Source organism: Streptomyces sp. SP17BM10 (assembly GCF_036322405.1).
In the GTDB taxonomy this organism is placed as follows: Bacteria; Actinomycetota; Actinomycetes; order Streptomycetales; family Streptomycetaceae; genus Kitasatospora.
This window is the reverse complement of record NZ_JAQYXB010000600.1, coordinates 1-18,876: the sequence shown is the minus strand read 5'-3', so window position 1 is coordinate 18,876 and position 18,876 is coordinate 1. Positions and strand designations below refer to the sequence as shown.

17 protein-coding genes are annotated in these 18,876 nt (G+C 74.5%); 7 read left to right on the top strand and 10 right to left on the bottom strand.

What is annotated here, in order from left to right:
* On the bottom strand, positions 1-2,361 hold a 2,361-nt coding region (metH, locus tag PUR71_RS21825; RefSeq protein WP_329928757.1), incomplete at its 3' end, for a methionine synthase.
* 143 nt (positions 2,362-2,504) lie between these two features.
* Here metH and PUR71_RS21820 point away from each other — a divergent pair.
* Positions 2,505-3,593 carry a hypothetical protein gene (locus PUR71_RS21820; RefSeq protein WP_329928756.1) on the top strand — a complete coding sequence of 363 codons (1,089 nt, stop codon included), beginning with the start codon at positions 2,505-2,507 and terminating at the stop codon, positions 3,591-3,593.
* 17 nt (positions 3,594-3,610) lie between these two features.
* Here the strand turns inward: PUR71_RS21820 and PUR71_RS21815 are convergent, their stop codons facing one another.
* Complete coding sequence (locus PUR71_RS21815) at positions 3,611-4,126, bottom strand: SRPBCC family protein (RefSeq protein WP_329928755.1); 516 nt, start codon at positions 4,124-4,126, stop codon at positions 3,611-3,613.
* Positions 4,127-4,285: 159 nt separating this feature from the next.
* On the opposite strand from PUR71_RS21815, the gene PUR71_RS21810 reads away from it, so the two are divergent.
* The gene (locus PUR71_RS21810; protein WP_329928754.1) at positions 4,286-5,083 is read left to right on the top strand and encodes an SGNH/GDSL hydrolase family protein; all 798 of its coding nucleotides are present in this window, start codon (positions 4,286-4,288) and stop codon (positions 5,081-5,083) included.
* 168 nt (positions 5,084-5,251) lie between these two features.
* A complete protein-coding gene (locus PUR71_RS21805) occupies positions 5,252-6,208 on the top strand; it encodes a PAC2 family protein (protein WP_329928753.1) in 957 nt (318 codons plus the stop codon).
* A gap of 99 nt (positions 6,209-6,307) precedes the next feature.
* Here PUR71_RS21805 and mshC read toward each other — a convergent pair whose 3' ends face one another.
* The 6 genes from mshC to PUR71_RS21775 all read right to left on the bottom strand — a co-directional run bounded on the left by mshC (position 6,308) and on the right by PUR71_RS21775 (position 12,000).
* Positions 6,308-7,537, bottom strand: a complete 1,230-nt coding sequence (gene mshC, locus PUR71_RS21800) for a cysteine--1-D-myo-inosityl 2-amino-2-deoxy-alpha-D-glucopyranoside ligase (protein WP_329928752.1) — start codon at positions 7,535-7,537, stop codon at positions 6,308-6,310.
* 235 nt (positions 7,538-7,772) lie between these two features.
* The gene (locus PUR71_RS21795; RefSeq protein ID WP_443077517.1) at positions 7,773-8,669 is read right to left on the bottom strand and encodes a dioxygenase family protein; all 897 of its coding nucleotides are present in this window, start codon (positions 8,667-8,669) and stop codon (positions 7,773-7,775) included.
* 76 nt (positions 8,670-8,745) lie between these two features.
* On the bottom strand, positions 8,746-9,675 hold the full coding sequence (locus PUR71_RS21790; protein WP_329928750.1) for an AraC family transcriptional regulator: 930 nt from the start codon (positions 9,673-9,675) through the stop codon (positions 8,746-8,748).
* A gap of 82 nt (positions 9,676-9,757) precedes the next feature.
* Entirely contained in the window at positions 9,758-10,543 is a 786-nt protein-coding gene (locus PUR71_RS21785) for an SCO1664 family protein (protein ID WP_329928759.1), read from the bottom strand.
* Positions 10,544-10,599: 56 nt separating this feature from the next.
* The gene (locus PUR71_RS21780; RefSeq protein WP_329928749.1) at positions 10,600-11,166 is read right to left on the bottom strand and encodes a DUF3090 domain-containing protein; all 567 of its coding nucleotides are present in this window, start codon (positions 11,164-11,166) and stop codon (positions 10,600-10,602) included.
* Positions 11,167-11,307: 141 nt separating this feature from the next.
* Complete coding sequence (locus tag PUR71_RS21775) at positions 11,308-12,000, bottom strand: histidine phosphatase family protein (RefSeq protein WP_329928748.1); 693 nt, start codon at positions 11,998-12,000, stop codon at positions 11,308-11,310.
* Positions 12,001-12,096: 96 nt separating this feature from the next.
* Here PUR71_RS21775 and PUR71_RS21770 point away from each other — a divergent pair, with 96 nt between their 5' ends.
* Positions 12,097-13,086 (top strand): magnesium and cobalt transport protein CorA, encoded by a 990-nt coding sequence (locus PUR71_RS21770; RefSeq protein WP_329928747.1) that lies wholly within the window; start codon positions 12,097-12,099, stop codon positions 13,084-13,086.
* Between the two features lie 6 nt (positions 13,087-13,092).
* Here the strand turns inward: PUR71_RS21770 and PUR71_RS21765 are convergent, their stop codons facing one another.
* Entirely contained in the window at positions 13,093-14,139 is a 1,047-nt protein-coding gene (locus PUR71_RS21765; RefSeq protein ID WP_329928746.1) for an LLM class F420-dependent oxidoreductase, read from the bottom strand.
* A 250-nt stretch (positions 14,140-14,389) separates the two neighbouring features.
* Between PUR71_RS21765 and PUR71_RS21760 the strand changes: the two genes are divergently transcribed.
* On the top strand, positions 14,390-15,370 hold the full coding sequence (locus PUR71_RS21760; protein WP_329928745.1) for an aldo/keto reductase: 981 nt from the start codon (positions 14,390-14,392) through the stop codon (positions 15,368-15,370).
* A 121-nt stretch (positions 15,371-15,491) separates the two neighbouring features.
* A complete protein-coding gene (locus PUR71_RS21755) occupies positions 15,492-17,573 on the top strand; it encodes a helix-hairpin-helix domain-containing protein (protein ID WP_329928744.1) in 2,082 nt (693 codons plus the stop codon).
* Between the two features lie 97 nt (positions 17,574-17,670).
* Here PUR71_RS21755 and PUR71_RS21750 read toward each other — a convergent pair whose 3' ends face one another.
* Positions 17,671-18,276, bottom strand: coding sequence for a hypothetical protein (locus tag PUR71_RS21750; protein ID WP_329928743.1), 606 nt, complete (start codon positions 18,274-18,276; stop codon positions 17,671-17,673).
* Positions 18,277-18,624: 348 nt separating this feature from the next.
* On the opposite strand from PUR71_RS21750, the gene PUR71_RS21745 reads away from it, so the two are divergent.
* Positions 18,625-18,819 carry a DUF5703 family protein gene (locus PUR71_RS21745; protein ID WP_329928758.1) on the top strand — a complete coding sequence of 65 codons (195 nt, stop codon included), beginning with the start codon at positions 18,625-18,627 and terminating at the stop codon, positions 18,817-18,819.
* Positions 18,820-18,876: the final 57 nt, after the last annotated feature.

Genomic DNA, 18,876 nt, shown 5'->3' with positions numbered 1-18,876 from the left:
GTCCGCCCTGTGCTCCTGCGCGGCGTCCAGGATCGCCGAAACCGGCTGCTTGATGCCGAGGTTGACGACGTTGTAGCCGTTGTTGGACAGGATGATGTCGACCAGGTTCTTGCCGATGTCGTGGACGTCGCCCTTGACGGTGGCCAGGACGATCGTGCCCTTGCCCTCCGAGTCGGACTTCTCCATGTGCGGCTCCAGGTGCGCCACCGCGGTCTTCATGACCTCGGCGGACTGGAGCACGAACGGCAGCTGCATCTGGCCCGAGCCGAACAGCTCGCCGACGACCTTCATGCCGGACAGCAGGGTGTCGTTGATGATCTCCAGCGCGGGGCGCTGCGTCAGCGCCTCGTCCAGGTCGGCCTCCAGGCCGCCCCGCTCACCGTCGATGATCCGGCGCTGGAGGCGCTCCTCCAGCGGGAGCGCGGCCAGTTCCTCCGCCTTGGACGCCTTCACCGAGGCCGAGGAGACGCCGTCGAAGAGCTCCAGCAGGCGCTGCAGCGGGTCGTAGCCGTCCCGGCGGCGGTCGTAGACCAGGTCGAGGGCGGCCTCGCGCTGGTCCTCGGGGATCCGGGAGATCGGCAGGATCTTGGACGCGTGGACGATCGCCGAGTCCAGGCCGGCCTCCACGCACTCGTGCAGGAACACCGAGTTGAGGACGACGCGGGCGGCCGGGTTGAGGCCGAAGGAGATGTTGGACAGGCCCAGGGTGGTCTGCACGTCCGGGCGCCGGCGCTTGAGCTCGCGGATCGCCTCGATGGTCTCGATGCCGTCCCGGCGGGACTCCTCCTGGCCGGTGGCCAGGGTGAAGGTGAGGCAGTCGACCAGGATCGAGCCCTCGTCGACGCCGTAGTCGTCGGTGAGCTCGGCGATCAGCCGCTCGGCGATCTCGACCTTCTTGGCCGCGGTGCGGGCCTGGCCCTCCTCGTCGATGGTCAGCGCGATCAGGCCGGCGCCGTGCTCGCGGGCCAGCGAGGCGATCTTGCCGAAGCGCGAGTCGGGGGCGTTGCCGTCCTCGTAGTTGACCGAGTTGAGCACCGCGCGCCCGCCGAGCGCCTCCAGGCCGGCGCGCAGGACGTCCGGCTCGGTGGAGTCCAGGACGATCGGCAGGGTGGAGGCGGTCGCCAGGCGGCCGGCGATCTCCTTCATGTCGGCGACGCCGTCGCGGCCGACGTAGTCGACGCACAGGTCCAACAGGTGGGAGCCGTCGCGGATCTGGTCGCGGGCGATCTCCACGCAGGCCTGCCAGTCGCCGGCCAGCATCGACTCGCGGAACTTCTTCGAGCCGTTCGCGTTGGTGCGCTCGCCGATCGCGAGGTAGGAGGTGTCCTGGCGGAACGGCACCGCCTGGTACAGCGAGGCCGCCGACGGGTCCGGCTGCGGCGTGCGCGGGGCGATCGCGCGGCCCTGGACGCGCTCGACCACCGCGCGCAGGTGCTCGGGCGTGGTGCCGCAGCAGCCGCCGACCAGCGACAGGCCGTACTCGCGCGTGAACACGTCGTGCGCCTCGGCCAGTTCGGCCGGGGACAGCGGGTAGTGGGCGCCGTCCTTGCCGAGCACCGGCAGGCCCGCGTTCGGCATGCAGGACAGGCCGATCCGGGCGTTCTTGGCCAGGTAGCGCAGGTGCTCGCTCATCTCGGCCGGGCCGGTGGCGCAGTTGAGGCCGATGTAGTCGACGCCGAGCGGCTCCAGCGCGGTGAGCGCGGCGCCGATCTCCGAGCCCAGCAGCATCGTGCCGGTGGTCTCCACCGTCACCTGCACCAGGACCGGGAGGTCCAGGCCGGCCGCGGCCAGGGCGCGCTTGGAGCCGAGGACCGCGGCCTTGGTCTGCAGGAGGTCCTGGCTGGTCTCGACCAGCAGCGCGTCGGCGCCGCCGGCGATCAGGCCCGCCGCGTTCTCCTGGAAGCCGTCGCGCAGCAGCTCGTACGGGGCGTGGCCGAGGGTGGGCAGCTTGGTGCCGGGCCCGATCGAGCCGAGCACCCAGCGGGTGCGACCGTCGGCGGCGGTGTGCGCGTCGGCGACCTCGCGGGCGATCCGGGCGCCGGCCTCGGACAGCTCGAAGATGCGCTCGGGGATGTCGTACTCGCCGAGCGCGGCGACGTTGGCGCCGAAGGTGTTGGTCTCCACGCAGTCCACGCCGACCGCGAAGTAGGCCTCGTGGACGGACCGGACGATGTCCGGGCGGGTGAGGTTCAGGACCTCGTTGCAGCCCTCCAGGTTCTGGAAGTCCTCCATGGTCGGGTCCTGGGCCTGGAGCATGGTGCCCATCGCTCCGTCGGCGACCACCACCCGGGTGACGAGGGCCTCGCGCAGCGCGTTCGCGCGGCTCTGCTGAGTGATGGACGGTTCGGCTGCAGTGGCCATGGGGCTTCTCCCTGGTGCGACGGCTGTCGGCTTTGCGCTCCCGCTTGGTCGGGCGCGCACGTGGCCAGGGTATCCGCCCCACGGCCCGGCGCGACTGTGCATTTCGTATCCTGAACGCTCGGCCGCGAGGGGGGAGCAATCGGTTGGGGCGAGCACGCGCGTCGGCGGCGCGGATCGGCCGGGCACTGACGGTGCCGTTCAGGTCCTTCGGGGCCCGCTGGCGCCGCTGGTCGTGGTGGCGCAGGGCCATGGTCGCGCTCGCCGTGGCCGCGGCCGTTCCGGTGGCCACGATCGGGGGACTGCTCGTCGCACTGCGCCTGCACGACGTCGGCCGGCTGTCGCCGGACGCCCGCACCCGCGGCCGGGACGCCGTCTGGCTCGGCCACGCCTGGGTGGACGGCCGCAGGACCGACGCCGACGTCGCCGCGCTCGCCCGCCGGCTCGACGGCACCGGCATCCGCGACCTGTACGTCCACACCGGCCCGCTGGAGCACGACGGCTCGCTGCCACCGTCCGTCCACCCGCGCGCGCAGTGGCTCGTCCAGGCGGTGCACCGGGAAATGCCGGAGCTGCGGGTGCAGGGCTGGCTGGGTGACGAGGTCAAGCCCGAAAAGGACGCCCTCGACCTGGAGGACGCGGCCACCCGGGACCGGATCACCGCCTCCGCCCGGCAGGTGCTGGACCTCGGCTTCGACGGCGTGCACTTCGACATGGAGCCGATCCGCCCCGGCTCGGCCGGCTGGCTCGCCCTGCTCGACCGGGTCCACGCGGTGACCGCCGGGCGCGGCGCGAAGCTCTCCGTCGCCGCCCCGCAGATCGACCCGCTGCCCGGCCTGCACACCGCCGGGATCGCCCTCAGCGGGCACGGCAAGTGGTGGGACCAGGCCTACTTCACCCAGACCGCCCGCCGGGTCGACCAGATCGCGGTGATGGCGTACGACACCAGCATGCAGACCGAGCCGCTGTTCGGCGGCTACGTCGCCCTGCAGACCGAGCTGGCCCTGGAGGCCACGCCGAAGGACGTCGACCTGCTGATGGGCCTGCCGTTCTACTGGGACGACACCTGGGCGCACCGCGGCGGCGCCGAGACGGTCGACGCGGCCGTGCGCGGCGTCCGGCTGGGCCTGGCCCGCGAGGACCTGCACCGCCCGGCCTTCGGCGTCGCCCTGTACGTGGACTTCGCGGCGACGCCCGAGAACTGGGCGCAGTACCGCCGCGGCTGGGTGGGCTGAGCGCGCCTCCTTGCCGCTCAGGCCGCCATCCGGTGGGCGAGGGCGCCGAGGTAGCGGTGGACGGTCACGTCCTCGCCGGTCACGTAGTGGGAGACGGCCCGGTACACCGGCTTGCGGATCTCGCCGCGCTCGGTGACGGTCAGCAGGCAGCCCCGGCCGGCCGGGGTCAGGACGTACGTCCAGGTGCCGCCGTACGGCAGGTCCGGGTCGGCGATGCCGGTCACCAGGCGGTGCGGGGCCTCGCTGTCGACCACCTCGTAGGTGGTGTGCCCGTGCCGGTCGTACTCGCGCCAGCGCTCCCGGCCGCCGGCCGCCGCGGGCAGCCGCTCGACGTGGGTCAGGTCGGGCCGCCAGGCCGGGTAGAGGTCGATGTCGGTCAGGACGGCCCAGACCGCGCCGGGCGGCTGGGAGAGCTCCAGGCCGCCTTCGGTGACGTGCTCCACCGGGAGCCGGCGGCCCGCCCGGTCCGCCGCCACCACCACGGTGGCGGCGACCGCCGCCACGCCCGCGCCGATCCACAGCCATCGGTTCATCGGTCCGGCTCCTCACGCCCGCCGCCCGGCCCCGTTGTCCATCATCGCGCCGCCCCGCCCCGCGGGCACGCCGCGCCGTCGGGTAGTTGATCGACTACGATCCGTGACCGATGGCCGAGGCGGACCGCGCCCGGCCCGCCCGGACCCCGGAGATCCGCCGTGCCGCTCCCCCGCCCGGTCGCCGCCCTGACCGCCGCCACCCTGCTCTGCGCCGCCCTCGCCGCCCCCGCCGCGGCCGACCCGGCCCCCAAGTACGCCGCGCTCGGCGACTCCTACGCGGCCGGTGTCGCGGCCGGCTCCTACGACCCGGCCAGCGGCGACTGCCACCGCAGCGGCCGCGGCTACCCCGCGCTGTGGGCCGCCGCGCACGGGGCCGCCCTCACCGACGCCGCGTGCAGCGCCGCCGGGGCCGACGACGTCCGCCGCGACCAGCTGCCGAAGGTCGCCGCGGACACCACGGTGGTCACCCTCACCGTGGGCGGCAACGACCTCGGCTTCACCTCGGCCGCCGTCGACTGCCTCCAGCCGCTCACCACCGACGCCCGCTGCGACCGCACCCTCGACACCGCCGCGCACCACCTCGACGACGAGCTCCCCGGCCGCCTGGACGCCCTCTACTCCGCGGTGCGCGCCGCCGCCCCGGCCGCCCGGGTCGTCGTCACCGGCTACCCCAGGCTGCTCCAGACCGGCACCGCCTGCCTGATCGCCACCGAATCCCGCCGGCAGCGGTTCAACGCCCTCACCGACCGCCTGGACGAGCTGATCCGCCGCCGGTCCGAGGCCCACGGGTTCGCCTTCGCGGACGTCCGGCCGGTGTTCGAGGGCCACGGCACGTGCGGCGGCGGCAAGGAGGAGTGGATCAACGGCATCGTCGTCTCCCACCTGTGGGAGTCCTTCCACCCCACCGCCGACGGCCAGGCCCGCGGCTACCTGCCGACCGTCGCCGCGCTCCTGTAGGCCGCGCCCGGCCGGACCTGCGGATAACCGCTGGATCATGGCGGCCCGGTCCCCCAGACTGTCCCGGTGCCCCGGCCGTGACGCGCATCAAAGCCCGTAGGCTGGGCAGGTACGGACCGTGGAGCGAGGAGTTCCATGGGCGACGAGTAGTGCGGAGGGAGACGCCGGGTGATCGAGCTGGAAGATGTCCCCGAGTTGATCGACCCGGTGATGGTCTGCGCCTTCGAAGGCTGGAACGACGCGGGCGACGCGGCCTCCGCGGCCTTGGCGCACCTGGACGAGACCTGGGGCGGCAAGGTGTTCGCGGCCCTGGACGCGGAGGACTACTACGACTTCCAGGTCAACCGTCCCACGGTCTGGATGGACGGCGGCATCCGCCGGATCACCTGGCCCACCACCCGGCTCTCGGTGATCCGGGTGACGGAGCCCAAGACCCGGGACGTCGTCCTGGTGCGCGGCATCGAGCCGAGCATGCGCTGGCGCTCGTTCTGCAACGAGCTGCTGGGCTTCGCGCACGAGCTGGGCGTCGAGCTGGTGGTGATCCTGGGCGCGCTGCTCGGCGACACCCCGCACAGCCGCCCGGTGCCGGTCAGCGCCGTCACCTCCGACCCCGAGCTGGCCCGCCGGCTGGACCTGGAGGAGAGCCGTTACGAGGGCCCGACCGGGATCGTCGGGGTGCTGCAGGAGGCCTGCACGCACGCCGGGGTGCCGGCCGTGACGCTGTGGGCGGCGGTGCCGCACTACGTCGCGCAGCCGCCCAACCCCAAGGCGACGCTGGCCCTGGTCAACAAGCTGGAGGACCTGCTCGACCTGCGGATCCCGCCGGGCGAGCTCGGCGAGGACGCCCGGGCCTGGCAGCTGGGCGTCGACCAGCTGGCCGCCGAGGACAGCGAGGTGGCCGAGTACGTCCAGCAGTTGGAGGAGGCGCAGGACACCGCGGAGCTGCCGGAGGCCTCCGGCGACGCGATCGCCCGAGAGTTCGAGCGCTACCTGCGCCGCCGGGAGAACGTCGGCCCGACCGGCGAGAAGCCGGTGGCCGGGCACGCCACGGCGGAGCGGCCGGCCGAGCCGGAGGCGCCCGGGGCCGCCCGGGAGGCGCCGGAGAACTCCGCGGACGACGAGTAGGACGAGCAGGACGAGCAGCACGCGACGGCCGAAGGGGCGTCAGGACGATCGGTCCTGACGCCCCTTCGGCGTGTGGCGTGAGACGGTCTCGCGGCGGTGCTACAGCGCGACGCCGAGCAGGGCGTCCACGGTGCGGGTGACCAGGCCGGGGGCGCCGGTGTCGGTGCCGCCCCCGCTCTCCTGCAGGGCAGCCCAGCGGTCGACGGCGGCCAGCGCGGCGGGCGCGTCGAGGTCGTCGGCGAGCGCGGCGCGGACCTCGGCGAGCAGCGCCCCGGCGGCCGGGCCGTCCGGCCGGGAGACCGCGGCGCGCCAGCGGGCGAGGCGCTCGACGGCCTCGTCCAGGACGCCCTTGGTCCACTCCCAGTCCTCGCGGTAGTGGTGCGAGAGCAGGGCCAGGCGGATCGCCGCCGGGTCGACGCCCTCGCGGCGCAGCGCCGAGACGAAGACCAGGTTGCCGCGGGACTTGGACATCTTCTTGCCGTCCAGCGCGACCATGCCGGCGTGCACGTACGCCTTCGCGTACGGGTGGGAGCCGGTGGCGACCTGGGCGTGCGAGGCGCCCATCTCGTGGTGCGGGAAGGAGAGGTCGCTGCCGCCGCCCTGGATGTCGAAGGACATGCCGAGGTACTGCAGCGCGATCGCGACGCACTCGATGTGCCAGCCGGGGCGGCCGTGGCCGAGCTCGGTGTCCCAGGCGGGCTCGCCGGGGCGGGCGGCCATCCAGAGCAGCGCGTCGAGCGGGTCGCGCTTGCCGGGGCGGTCCGGGTCGCCGCCGCGCTCGGCGAAGACCGGGCGCATGGCCTCGCGGGTCAGGCCGGAGACCTGGCCGAAGTGCGGGTCGGCGTCGACCGAGAAGTAGATGTCGCCGTCGACCTCGTAGGCGGCGCCACTGGCCAGCAGCTTCTGGACGATCGGCACGATCCACGGGATGGACTCGACGGCGCCGATGTAGTGGGCCGGCGGGAGCAGGCGCAGGGCGGTCATGTCCTCGCGGAAGAGCGCGGTCTCGCGCTCGGCCAGGGCCGTCCAGTCCTGCCCGGTGGCGACGGCGCGCTCCAGCAGCGGGTCGTCGACGTCGGTGACGTTCTGGATGTACAGGACGTCGTGACCGGCGTCCTTCCACACCCGCTGCACCAGGTCGAAGGCGTTGTAGGTGGCGGCGTGGCCCATGTGGGTCGCGTCGTAGGGGGTGATGCCGCAGACGTAGATCCGGGCGGTGCCGTCCTGCGGCACGACCTCGCGGACCGTGCCCGCTGCGGTGTCGAAGATGTGGAGGGGGAGCCCCTGACCAGGCAGGGCGGGAACCTCGGAGGCGGGCCAGGCATGCATGGGAACGACTTTAACCTTGCGAACATTTGAAAGCCTAACCAATGCACGAGAATGCACAAGATCGACTGGATTCGCTTGCTGCCGTGGCCTGAGCACTCCTTGACCGATGCGGTGCGGGTTCCGACGGCTCCCGTGCGTGATCGTCCGTCCGCGTACGAGCGACGGCGCGGTGGAGCGCCCGGCCGGCCCTGCCGCCGACCGGGCGCCCGGCCCTCCGGTGTGCGCTGTCGGGGGCCTACGACCGCCGCCAGAGGGCCGGTACGTTCGGCGGCTCCCAGCCGGCCATGGCGGTGTGCGCCTGGAGGCAGACGTAGGAGGCGCCGGAGTAGCCGACACGGTCGCCCGGGGCGTAGGTCCGCCCCGGGGTCCAGCTGCCCCCGGGCGGCGGGGTGGGCGTGCCGGTGGGGGTCGCGGTCGGCGTCGGGCTCGGGCTCGGGCTCGGGCTGCCGGGGGCCTGCGGGACGTCCAGGACGAAGTCGTACGAGCCCTCCCGGCCGGGACCGGACTGACGGACGTTCATCAGCAGCCGGGCGTCGAAGATGGTGTCGGTGGTGTTGCGGGGCTCGCCGGGGAAGTAGAGCTGGGTGGTGAGCACCGGCCGACCGGGGGCCTGGAGCTTGACGTGGAGGTGCCGGGTGCGGCCGGGGTAGAGACCGGGGACGATCGTGGTGAGCTTGAACGCGCCCTGGGCGTCGGTGAACTGGTGGCCGCGGAAGGTGTAACCGGCGTTGTCGTAGTTGCCGCCGTCGTCGGCCTGCCAGAAGTCCAGCAGGACGCCGGAGATCGGCAGGCAGGCCCGGCCGAAGACGTAGCCGCTGACGGTCAGCGGGGCGCCGGGGCCGTCCGCGGACAGGTCCGCGCGCAGCGGGGAGTCGGGCTTGAAGTAGGGGCCCTCGGTCTGCTCGGCGGTGGGTTCGTCGCCGTCGTGGCAGGCCGGGGTGGGAGTCAGGGCGCCGCCGCCGGCCTGTTCGCGGGCGAGCGCGATGCCGCCGCCGAACAGCAGCGGGGCGGCGCCGAGCGCCACGGCGGCCTTCAGGACGGTCTTGCGGCTGATCCTGCCGTCGGGGGTGGGCATGTGCCTGCTCCTTCGGGGGCGCGGGAACGAAGAAGTGGGGGGGGTGGCCCTTGCCATGGTGGGGGCATGACAAGGGCCGGACCGGTCGGCCGTCCGCGCGCGCCGGCGCGGCCACCGGTGGCCACCGGCAAACCTACGGGCCGTCCGGGCAGGCCGCGATGGACGCGATCCTGGGATCGTGGTGTTTTCCGCCGACCCCGGCCCGGAACTCCCCCGGCGTCATGCCGGTCTCCCGCCGGAAGAAGCGGCAGAAGTAGGCCGGATCGGCGAACCCGGCCTCCTTGGCGACCTGGCGTATCGTCAAGTCCGTGCACGCGAGCAGGCGTTTGGCCTCCAGGGTCTGCTGGCGGCGGATCAGTCCGCCCGGCGTGCGGCCGGTGGCCCGCTTGACGAGCGTCTGCAGGTGGCCCGGGGACACGCCGAGTTCCTGCGCGCTGGAGGCCACCGAGTACCGCACTCCGCCGGGCCGGGCGATCAACCGGGTGAAGGCGGCGGCCAGTTCGCCCGGTCGGCCCGGCGACGCGCCCGGCTCGCCCGGGGTGGCGGCACGCAGGGCGCGGACGATCAGGATGTGCAGGCTGGCCCGCAGCACGCCCTGGTAGCCGGGCGGCGTGGCCTGGAACTCGCGCTCCATGTCGGCGAGCAGCGCGCCCACCGCCTCGGCCTGGTCGCCGAGGTCCAGGCCGGGCCGGGCCGCCAGGGCGCGCAGGGCGGCGAGGTCGCCCGACTGGCCGAGGAGGAAGTCCTCGTCGAACAGGACGACCCGGCCCGCGAGTTCGTCCGCGTCCGCCCAGTAGTGCACCTGGCCGGGCGCGATCACGCACAACTGCGGCGGTGCCAGCGGCCGGTGGACGAGGTCCAGGACGTGGGCGCCGCGCCCGCCGGTGACGTGCACGATCTCGTAGAAGGAGTGCCGGTGCGGGAAGCCGGCCCGGGAGAGCGGGCCGATCGTGTCGAACGTGCCGATGGCGAACGGGAGCAGGTGCGGCAGCGGGACCTGGAGGCGGTGCAGCGGCAGGTCCGGCGTGGCACGGGGAGTGGGGGTGGTCCGTCGTGCGTCCATCGGAGCAGTCTGCTCCGCTGCGACTGACAGGTCCATACCACCGGCCTTCCGCACGCCGGAAGCGGTCCAGGGGTTGCGGACGTCACACCGGCGGCCAGGGGATGGCGGGCCAGTCCTCCGACGGCAGCGGGTGCAGCCCCGTGCCGCGCAGCCCGTCCACCCGGGCGCGCGTCGCGGCCAGTTCGGCCGCCGTCAGGTGCGGGGCCAGGCGCGCGCCGAGCCCGCCGTCCAGCTCGGCGGCCAGGCGGGCGAGCACCTCCAGCGCCTCGGCCGGCAGCGGGTCCCCGGCCCAGCCCCAGAGCAGCGTGCGCAGCTTGCCCTCGGTGTTGAAGGTGACGCCGTGGTCGATGCCGTAGACCCGGCCGTCGGCCGCAGGGATCAGGTGGCCGCCCTTGCGGTCGGCGTTGTTGAGGACGGCGTCCAGCACCGCGAGCCGGCGCAGCCGGTCGTCGTCGTGGTGCACCAGCAGCGCGGTGCGCCCGCCGCCGACCTCGGCCTGGATGATCGGCAACCAGCCCGGCTCCGGGCCGGACGGGTCCTGGAGGGCCAGCAGCGGCTCGGCCTGCGGGTCCGGCTCGATCCACAGCTGCACCATGCCGGGCCCGTGCGGCCCGTCGCGCAGCACCGTCGGCGGGACGAGCGCCCAGCCGGTCGCGGCGGACAGCTCGTACGCGGCGACCTCGCGGCCCGCCAGCGTGCCGTCCGGGAAGTCCCACAGCGGGCGCTCGCCGGCCACCGGCTTGTAGACCGCCTGGGCGCTCAGCGAGCCGAGCTCGACCGTGCAGTAGAGGGCCGCGTTGGAGGCCTCGGTGAGACGGCCGTGCACCGTCAGCCCGCCCTCGCGCAGCAGCGCCAGGGCGGTGGGCACGTCGGCGGCGAGGACCGCGGCCGCGGCCGGGTCCGCCTGGGGCGGGGTTTCGGTGTTCAGCGCCGGTAACCGTTCGCGCGCGGGCACAGGTGGCCCTCCGGGTCGAGCGGCAGGTTGCAGAACGGGCAGGGCTTGCGGCCGGCCGCGACGAGGTCCAGCGCGCGCTTGGCGAACACCCGCGCCATCGCGCCGGACAGCCGCACGCGCAGCATGTCCGGGCCGTTGTCGTCGTCCTCGAAGACCGCCTCGGCGGCCTCCTCGTCCTCCTCCTCGACCAGCGCCTGCGCCTCGACCACGAGGCAGCCGTCCACGCTGTCCCAGGCCAGGGCCATCGTGCCGACCCGGAACTCCTGCTCCAGCGGCAGGTCCAGCGGCGCGGTGTCGAGCAGGTCCTGCGGGGCGGCGGCCGGGATCGCCGGGTCGCCGCCGCTGCGCCGCAGCGCCTCGTCCAGGACCTCCTCGATCCGCTCGGCGAGCGCGGCGACCTGGGTCTTCTCCAGCAGCACGCTGGTGATCCGGCCCCGTGCGCTGGCCTGCAGGTAGAACGCCCGGGCGCCGGGCTGGCCGACGGTGCCGGCCACGAACCGTTCGGGCTGGTCGTAGAAGAAGACCTGACGGGGCACGCTCTCGCTCCGGATCGTGTCGCTCGGTTGGATCCGCCGGGGGACCGCGCGGGATCGGTGGACTCGTTAGTCACCCTACGACCTCCGGGCCCCGGCGGGGGAGCCGAGCCGGAGGCCGGGGCCGGGATGGCACCCGGTGGGTCAGGCGGTGCCGCCGACCACGGCGTCACCGGCGGGCGCGGCCGGCGCGGCGCCGGGCCGGGGCGCGAGCGAGGCCAGGTCACCGGTGTCGCCCATTCTCAGGACGAAGGGGCGCTGCGGGGTGTAGCGGATCGCGGTGACCGAGCACGGCTCGACGCTGATCCGCTGGAAGTGGTCCAGGTGCAGGCCGAGCGCGTCGGCGACGACCGCCTTGATGACGTCCCCGTGCGAACAGGCGAGCCAGACCGCGTCGTCGCCGTGCTCGGCGGCGATCTTCCCGTTCCACTCGCGCACCGCGTCGACCGTGCGGTGGCTCAGCTCGCGCAGCGACTCGCCGCCGGGGAACGCCGCGCCGGCGGCGTGGTCCTGGACGGTGCGCCACAGCGGCTCCTTGGCCAGCTCGGCCAGCGGGCGGCCGGTCCACTCGCCGTAGTGGCACTCGCCGAGCCGCTCGTCCAGGGCGGGCCCGCCCAGCTCGGGCCGGGCGGCGAGCAGCGGCTCCAGGGTCTGCCGGCAGCGCTCCAGCGGGCTGCTGACGGCCTGCGCCAGCGGGATGCCGGCGAGCCGGTCCGCGAGCGCGGCGGCCTGCGCGCGCCCGGTGTCGTCGAGGTCCACCCCCGGCGTCCAACCGGCCAGGATCCCGGCGGTGTTCGCGGTCGAGCGGCCGTGGCGGACGAGCAGCAGGGTCGGCATGGGGCCTAGCCTACGGCCTCCGTGCGGGGGCGCGGGCGTGCGGGCGGCTCTCCGGGAGGACCCGGTGCGGGAATGGACCGCCGCATCCGGGTCACAATGACCCGCATGATCGTCCACTGCGCCATCTACCGCGACGGCCGTCTGGTCGAGGAGCCGCCCGGCCCCGCGGGCACCCGCGACGCCGCCAGGACCGCCGGGCCCGGCGGCTTCGTCTGGATAGGCCTGTTCGAGCCGACCGCCGAGGAACTCGGGCAGGTCAGCGCGGAGTTCGGGCTGCACCCGCTGGCCGTCGAGGACGTCGCGAGCGCCCACCAGCGGCCCAAGGTCGAGGCCTACCAGGGCTCGCTGTTCGTGGTGCTCAAGTCGCTCGGCTACCACCCGGACACCCGCGAGGTGATCACCGGCGAGGTGATGGTCTTCGTCGGCGACGACTTCGTGCTGACCGTCCGGCACGGCGAGGACGGCCCGACCGGCGGCCTGCGGCAGGCGCTGGAGCTCCAGCCCGACCTCCTCACCTACGGCCCGAGTTCGGTGCTGCACTCCGTCTGCGACGCCGTCGTCGACAGCTACGTGGACGTCGCCGCCGCCCTCCAGAACGACCTGGACGAGCTGGAGGCCGAGATCTTCGCCCCCGGCCGCACCGGCAGCGACGCGGCCGGACGGATCTACGGCGCCAAGCGGCAGGTGATGACCGTCCGCCGGGCCACCGGCCCGCTGCTGGAGCCGATGTTGCGCCTGGAGCGCGGCGCCTCCTTCGTGCGCCCCGAGGCGGCGCCCTACCTGCGGGACGTCGCCGACCACCTGGCCCGGGTGAACGACCAGGTGGACGGCATGGACCGGCTGCTGTCCGACATCCTCGCCGCCAACCTGGCGCAGGTCAGCGTGCAGCAGAACGACGACATGCGGAAGATCTCCGCCTGGGCGGCGCTCGCCGCGGTGCCGACGATGATCGCCGGCATCTACGGGATGAACTTCGACCACATGCCCGAACTGCACCAGCCCTGGGGCTACCCGGCGGCCCTCGGACTGATGGCGGTCGTCTGCGTGGTGCTGCACCGGGTGTTCAAGCGGCACGACTGGCTGTAGGACCCGCTAGGCCAGACCGGCGCGCTCCAGGGCCTCGACCCCCGTGCGCAGCGCCCGGATCCGCTCGTCCAGGGTGAAGCCGCCGGGGGCCAGGGTGAGCGTGGTGACGCCCGCCTCGGCGTAGGCCTGCATGCGGTCGGCGACGCGGGCGGTGTCGCCGATCAGCGCGGTGGCGTCGATCAGGTCGTGCGGAACGGCCGCGGCGGCGCCCGCGTAGTCCTTGGCCAGGTACTTCTCCTGGACCTCGTCGGCGGCCTGCTCGTAGCCCATGCGCCGGGCGAGCTGGTTGTAGAAGTTCTTCTCCTTGCTGCCCATGCCTCCGATGTACAGCGCCGCGTAGGAGCGCAGCGAGTCGACGCCGGCCTTGATGTCGTCGCCGACGACGACGTTGACCGTCGGACAGAGGTCGAAGCCGTCCAGCGTCAGCCCGCTCTTCTCGCGGCCGGCCCGCAGCGCGTCGAGGGAGAGGCCGGCGTGCTCGGGCGAGAAGAAGATGCCGAGCCAGCCGTCGGCGATCTCGCCGGTCAGCTCCAGGTTCTTCGGGCCGATCGCCGCGATGTACAGCGGGATGCGCTCGCGCACCGGGTGGACGGTCAGCTTGATCGGCTTGCCGGGGCCGCCGGGCAGCGGCAGCGTCCAGTGCTCTCCCTCGTGCACCAGGCGCTCGCGGGACATCGCCTTGCGGACGATCTCCACGTACTCCCGGGTGCGGGCGAGCGGCTTGTCGAACTTCACGCCGTACCAGCCCTCGGAGACCTGCGGGCCCGAGACGCCGAGGCCGAGCCGGAACCGGCCGCCGGACAGGGTGTCCAGGGTCGCGGCGGTCATCGCGGTCATGGCCGGGGTGCGGGCCGGGATCTGGAAGATGGCCGAACCGACGTCGATCCGCTCGGTCTTCGCCGCGACGAAGCTGAGCACGGTCGCCGCGTCCGAACCGTACGCCTCGGCCGCCCAGCACACCGAGTAGCCCAGCCGGTCCGCCTCCTGGGCCACGGCGATGTTGTCGGCGTCCATGCCGAGTCCCCAGTAGCCGAGGTTGATGCCGAGTCGCATGTGCCGAACCTTCCAGTCGGGTGGGCTTGGTGGTGAGGGTAACCGGGCGCCCCGCGCTGATGCTACTGGTCGGTAGCCGCGGATCGGGCCACCGCGCCGCCGGCCGCCCGGTGTTGATCGTCCTGCGGGTCTGCGCACCTGTCCGTGCACCGGCCGCTACGCTCAGCCGACGTGGGGAGTCCCCTCCCCACCTGCGCGTTCACAGGGCCATCGGGGGCGCCCCGGGCCCGCCGAGTGGAGGGCCCGTCGGATGGAACTTCGTCACCTCGGCCGTACCGGCCTTCAGGTCTCCCGGCTCGGCCTCGGCACCATGACCTGGGGCCGCGACACCGACGAGCACGAAGCCGGCGAGCAGCTCAAGGAGTTCGTCGACGCCGGCGGCAACCTGGTCGACACCGCCGACGTGTACGCCGACGGCGGCGCCGAGTACCTGCTCTCCCGCCTCACCGACAGCCTCGTCCCGCGCTCCGAACTCGTCATCGCCACCAAGGCCGGCAGCGTCCCGGAGCCCCGCCGCCGCTTCGACTGCTCGCGCGGCCACCTGCTCGCCGCCCTCGACGCCTCGCTGCGCAGGCTCGGCACCGACTACGTCGACCTGTGGCAGGTGCACGCGTTCGACCCCGGCACCCCGGCCGAGGAGACGCTCAGCGCCCTCGACATCGCCGTCAACTCCGGGCGCGCCCGGTACGCCGGGGTCTGCGACTACAGCGGCTGGCAGCTCGCCCGCGCCGCGACCTGGCAGAGCGCGCACCACGCGCGGACCCCGCTCGCCGCGGCGCAGCTGGAGTACTCGCTCCTCCAGCGCGGCATCGAGCGCGAGGCGCTGCCGGCCGCCCTGGACACCGGGGTCGGGCTGCTCGCCTCGTCGCCGCTCGGGCGCGGGGTGCTCACCGGCAAGTACCGGCACGGCGTCCCGCAGGAATCGCGCGGCGCCTCGCCCTACCTGTCCGGCTTCGTCCAGCCCTACCTCGGGGAGCGCTCGCGGCGGATCGTCGACGCGGTCGCGACCGCCGCGGACGGGCTCGCCAGCAGCCCGCTCGCGGTCGCCCTCGCGTGGGTGCGGGACCGGCCCGGGGTGGCGAGCGCGCTGGTCGGGGCGCGGACGGCGGCACAGCTGCAGTCGGCGCTGTCGGTGGAGGCGCTTACGCTTCCGGGTGAGATCCGCGGCGCGCTGGACGACATCTCGTCCCCGGTGCACCGCTACCCGGACCAGGGGTGGACCGAGCTCTGACCCCTCTCGAGCAACACACGCAGTGGAGTGACCTTTGGAGCGGACGATGAGTGACACGGAGAACGGCGCTCCGGAGGCCGACTCGGCGGGTCCGGCGGGTCCGGCGGGTCCGGCGGCTCCTATGGCTCCGGCGGACAAAGCCGCGGCGATCGCCGAGCTGGCGCAGCGGATCCGCAGCGTCGGGCCGCAGGCCTCGGCGCCCGCTGCGGCGGCCGCGCCCGCGGCGGCTCCGGCGGCTGCTCCGGCGGGTCCGGCGGCGCCTCCGGCCACCGCGCCGGCCGCGCGCGCCGACGATGGCGAGCAGCGCACCGACGCCTTGCGCGCCACCGCCGAGGTCCTCGCCGCGGGCGGCGCCCCCGCCGAGCTCGCGTCCGCCGCCGTGGCCGAGTTCGGCGACGACGCCGCCGAGCGGCTGCGGGCGGACCCGTGGGCCGTCCTCGGCCTGCCCGGCGTCCGCCCCGAGCACGCCGACGGCTTCGCCCGCGCGCTGCTCGGCCCCGACGCCGAGGCCGGCGACGCCCGCCGCGCCCAGGCCCTCGTGCTGTGGCTGCTCGAGCAGGCCGTGCTGCGCGGGCACTCCGCCCTGGAGCTCTCCGAGGTGGCGGCCGGACTCGAACGCCTGCGCATGCCGGAGCCGGCCGCCGCGATCCAGGCCGCCGTCGAGGACGGTCGCGTGCTGCCCTTCCAGGAGGAGCTCGCCGGGCCCGGGGCGCACGGGTCGGGCGACGAGGACGACGAGCCGCCGACCCGGACACTGCTCGCGCTGGAGCGGCTGGCGATGGCGGAGGACAGCCTCGCGGAGGGGCTGCTCCAGCTGATGGCGACGTTCGTCCCGGGCGAGGACCCCGACGATGCCGAGGAGGTCTCGGAGGAGGCCTCGGAGGAGGTCTCGGAGGAGATCGCCGAGGAGATCGCCGAGGCGGAGGAGGGCGGCTCGGAGGGCGAGGCTGCCGCTTCCGAGGCGTCCACGTCCGAGGACGAAGGTGCCGAGCCCGCCGCCGCGGCCGTGCCCGCCCCCGGCCCGACCGCATGGGCCGCCGCCGCCGAGGCCGCGCCCTCCTCGTCCGCGACGGCCCTCGTCCTGGCCGTCGCCGGCAGCGCCCTCGTCCTGCACACCGGCGGCGAGGCCGCCCGCGCCGAACCGGCCGCGCTGCTCACCGCCGCCGCCGGCCTCGGGCTGCGCGCCTGGGCCGCCACCTGGACCGACCAGGGCCGCGCCTCCTTCGCGGCCCTGGCCGGGCCCGACGCCCGGGTCGTCACGCTCGCCGAGCTGCTCTCCGGCGCCGGCGGCCCCGGCCGCTCGTCCGACGGCACGCTCGCGCTGGACCTCCTGGTCGTCCTCGACGCCCCGCTGCTGGACGTCGAACTCGCCGCCACCGTCCTGGAGTCGCTCGCCGACGGCACCCGGCTGGTGCTCAGCGGCGACCCCGGCCAGCTCTGGTCGGCCGGCCCCGGGCGGTTCTTCGCCGACCTGCTGGCCGCCAAGGTCTGCCCGGCGGTCGCCTCCCGCACCCCGGACTTCGGCCCGATCGGCGAGCTGGTCTCCGGCATCGGCATCGGCGAGCTGCAGCCGGTCGAGGCGCCGGACAAGGAGGTCGTCATCCTGACAGCCAGGGACGGCGCCGAGGCCGTCCACCGCGCCGTCCAGCTGCTCACCGACTCGATCCCGCGCGCCCTCGGCATCCCGGCCGAGGAGGTCGTGCTGCTCACCCCCGGCCACGGCGGCCCGGGCGGCACGCGGGCGCTCAACGCCGCCGCCAAGGCCCGGCTCAACCCCGGCCCCGGCCGGTTCGGCGGCTTCGACCCGGGCGACCGGGTGGTCGAGTCCCCCGCGCCCGGCATCACCCGCCCGGCCCGGGTGCTCGACGGCGACGCCACCGGACTGCACCTGGAGTACGCGGACGGCACCCGCCGCACCGTCCCGCCCGCGGACGCGGCGCGGCTGCGCCACGGCTGGGCGCTCACCGTCCACCAGGCGCTCGGGCGGCGCTGGCCCGGCGCGGTCGTCGTGCTGCCGGAGGACGCCGGCCCGGCGCTGACCCGGCAGTGGGTCTACACCGCCTTCGGGCGCGGCGAGCGGCACCTGTCCGTGGTGCACGCGGCGGGCCCGGCGCTCGCCCAGGCCGTCGCCGAGCGCCCGGCGCAACCGCGCACCACCCGGCTGCGGGCGATCCTCGCGGAGAACGCGGCCTCGGAGTACTGAGCCCGGCCCGGGACGGGGACGGGAACGGGAACGGGAACGAAAGCGAGCGGGCGGCTCCCAGGGTGTGGGGGCCGCCCGCTCGCACGTCCGGGCCGCGTCAGTCGTCGAGGTCCTCGTCGTCGTAGACCTCGCTCACGTCGAACCGGCAGATGAGCAGCTGCGGGTCGGCGTGGTCGAAGGGCTCCGGCAGCCACTCCCCCGGCTCGGTCGGCTCGGCCGCCGCGACCCAGAGCGTCGAGTCGGCCTCCTCCAGGCCGAACTCCTCGCTGCGGGCGGCGATCTCGTCCGGCTCGTACTCGCCGAACAGCACGCCGATCGCGGCGTTCACGCCGGCCTCGCCGCCGCCGCCCGGGGTGAGCGAGTCGTCGAGGCGCTCGGCCTGCGCGCGCAGCCGCTTGGGGTCGACGACGTGGTAGTCGCGGCGGATCAGCACGCTGATCGCCTCGGGCTGTTCGGGGCCGTGGTAGCCCCCGGGGCCCTCGTCCCCGGGGACCTCGAAGGGGGTGACCTCGTCGTAGACCTCGTACAGGAGTTGGTCGTAGGCGATGGCCGCCGTCGCGAGCTGCTCGTAGGCGGCGGACACAGCGGGATCATCCGCTGCGCTGGGGCTTGACACCGCTTCCAGATGACGGTCGATGGCGGCCTTGACCGCCTCGGCGGCGGCGCGTACCTCGGCAATGGTGGGCTGCGCGGCATCAGACATGGTGCAGACGCTATCTCCCCGCGGTGTCGGTACGCACAGCGGTTGTCACCTACACCCGCGATTTCACCGCAACTTCCCCCCTGATGTCCGATCTGCAGGCATTCGTCCCCGCGCGAACCCGGCGCACGAGGTGCGTGGAGGGCACACCCCGGCCGCCAACGGACGGCTTCGCGCGCCGGGATCGGGGTATCCCGTCCGCAGGAGCAACAGAACTGACGCGCAGTCAGTGGCGCGGGCGGTCGGCGGGCGGGAGGTCGACCGGAAATACCCGGGGCCCCTGTCGGAGCCAGGTCGTAGGCTTGCCGGCAGGCGAATCTCAGGAGGAGCGTTTTGACCCCACCGAAGCCGATCGTCCGGCAGCCGGAGTACGAGTACCAGTCCCTGCGCATGCCGCGCGGCACCTCGCGCAACGCGGCGCGCCAACTGCTCACCGAGCACGCCGAGTACGGACACTGGGAGCTCGACCGGCTGCGGCTCTTCCCGGACGGGAGCCGGACGGTCAGGCTGCGGCGGCGGATCATCCGGCAGGTCCGCAACTGGTGAGCGCCTGAGCTCACGGCCCGCAGGGCGCCTCCACTCACACCGCGGTCCACGCCGGGC

Excerpts from the sequence above, each read along its gene's own strand:
- PUR71_RS21815 (WP_329928755.1), bottom strand. The coding sequence starts at position 4,126 with ATGAACCGATGGCTGTGGATCGGCGCGGGCGTGGCGGCGGTCGCCGCC.
- mshC (WP_329928752.1), bottom strand. The coding sequence starts at position 7,537 with ATGCATGCCTGGCCCGCCTCCGAGGTTCCCGCCCTGCCTGGTCAGGGG.
- PUR71_RS21795 (WP_443077517.1), bottom strand. The coding sequence starts at position 8,669 with ATGGCAAGGGCCACCCCCCCCACTTCTTCGTTCCCGCGCCCCCGAAGG.
- PUR71_RS21790 (WP_329928750.1), bottom strand. The coding sequence starts at position 9,675 with ATGGACGCACGACGGACCACCCCCACTCCCCGTGCCACGCCGGACCTG.
- PUR71_RS21775 (WP_329928748.1), bottom strand. The coding sequence starts at position 12,000 with ATGCCGACCCTGCTGCTCGTCCGCCACGGCCGCTCGACCGCGAACACC.
- PUR71_RS21770 (WP_329928747.1), top strand. The coding sequence starts at position 12,097 with ATGACCCGCATGATCGTCCACTGCGCCATCTACCGCGACGGCCGTCTG.
- PUR71_RS21765 (WP_329928746.1), bottom strand. The coding sequence starts at position 14,139 with ATGCGACTCGGCATCAACCTCGGCTACTGGGGACTCGGCATGGACGCC.
- PUR71_RS21760 (WP_329928745.1), top strand. The coding sequence starts at position 14,390 with ATGGAACTTCGTCACCTCGGCCGTACCGGCCTTCAGGTCTCCCGGCTC.
- PUR71_RS21755 (WP_329928744.1), top strand. The coding sequence starts at position 15,492 with ATGGCTCCGGCGGACAAAGCCGCGGCGATCGCCGAGCTGGCGCAGCGG.
- PUR71_RS21750 (WP_329928743.1), bottom strand. The coding sequence starts at position 18,276 with ATGTCTGATGCCGCGCAGCCCACCATTGCCGAGGTACGCGCCGCCGCC.